Source organism: Pontibacillus salipaludis (assembly GCF_014642405.1).
Classification (GTDB): Bacteria; Bacillota; Bacilli; order Bacillales; family BH030062; genus Pontibacillus; species Pontibacillus salipaludis.
In genome coordinates, this window is sequence record NZ_BMIN01000041.1 from 1 (window position 1) to 1,334 (window position 1,334).

1 protein-coding gene is annotated in these 1,334 nt (G+C 42.9%); it reads right to left on the reverse strand.

All coding sequences use genetic code 11. The features are described from left to right. A partial coding sequence (gene ltrA / locus IEW76_RS20745) for a group II intron reverse transcriptase/maturase (RefSeq protein ID WP_188656259.1) occupies positions 1-1,251 on the reverse strand: 1,251 nt, incomplete at its 3' end. Positions 1,252-1,334: the final 83 nt, after the last annotated feature.

Consider the following 1,334-nt stretch of genomic DNA (forward strand, 5'->3'; position numbering starts at 1 on the left):
ACGTAGAAATTTATATCGATGAGATAAACTACGAAGCCCTAGACAATTCCAATAAGAATTGTTTAGGGTTTTATTTAGTATTGGGCTATTGGCTATTCGCCAATAGCCCTTCCTTGTATTTGCCCATTCGTATGCTTTCCTCTTTGGGACTCCTAAATGGATTAACTTTCTTTTCCTGGTTCGAGGAAGTTTCCAATCCTTCCAAACGCACATCCTTAATCTGTGGCGTATCCAGGTATCAAGCGAGGAAAAGACACTCTTCGTGTCAGCTAATGCGAAGTAACCGCACCAACCTGTTAAATATTTATTTAACTCTTTGATGCGTCGATTCATAGACCAACCTTTTGATCTAGATGTCAGTTCACGAACCTTTCGCTTCATTCTCCTTACACTCTTCGAGTGTATTCGAACCTTAGGGTCTCGGTTGTTTGTAAAGCTGAATCCAAGGAGCTTCCTTCTCCAAGGTCGATCTACGGCTGATTTATTACGGTTTACTTTTAGCTTAAGGTTTTGTTCAATGAACTCTGTAATAGAGTTCATAACTCGATTCGCTGACTTCTTTGATCGCACGTAGATGTGGAAGTCATCAGCGTATCTCACGAAACTAAGTTCTCTGCTTTCTAATTCCTTATCCAATTCGTTTAGGATAATATTCGCTAGTAGTGGACTAAGTGGACCACCTTGCGGGGTTCCTTCTTGAGATTGGACCTTAATGCCTTCCATTAAAATACCTGATTTCAGATAACGTTTAATGATTCGGAGTAAAGCACTGTCCTTGATGGTCTTCGACAGTAGTCCCATGAGCTTCTCGTGGTTTACTTTGTCAAAGAATGCTTCTAAGTCCATATCCACTACCCATCGCTTACCCTCTCGGATATATTCTTTGGCTTGTCGTACTGCTTGGTGACCGTTCCGACTTGGACGGAACCCGTAGCTGTAATTTGAGAAGCGAGGATCAAATACTTTCGTGAGTTCTTGGGCAATCGCTTGTTGTATAAACCGATCTACCACAGTAGGGATCCCCAACAACCGTACTCCACCGTCTGGTTTCGGGATTTCGACTCGACGTACGGGAGATGGTTGATATGTTCCCATCTCAAGTTGATTTCGCAAAGTAGTCCAGTGGTCAGTCACATACCTTCGCAGGTTTTGTACGGGCATATCGTCGACTCCATGGCTACCTCTATTGCGTTCAACTCGCTTTAATGCTTGTATGAGATTGTCCCGTGATAAGATTCGGTTCATCATAATTTAACTCTCCTACGCGAACGATCGTCTTTCTTCTATTCATACTCTGTTCCACCCTTCCAAAGTCCCCCGTGAACTTCATCACT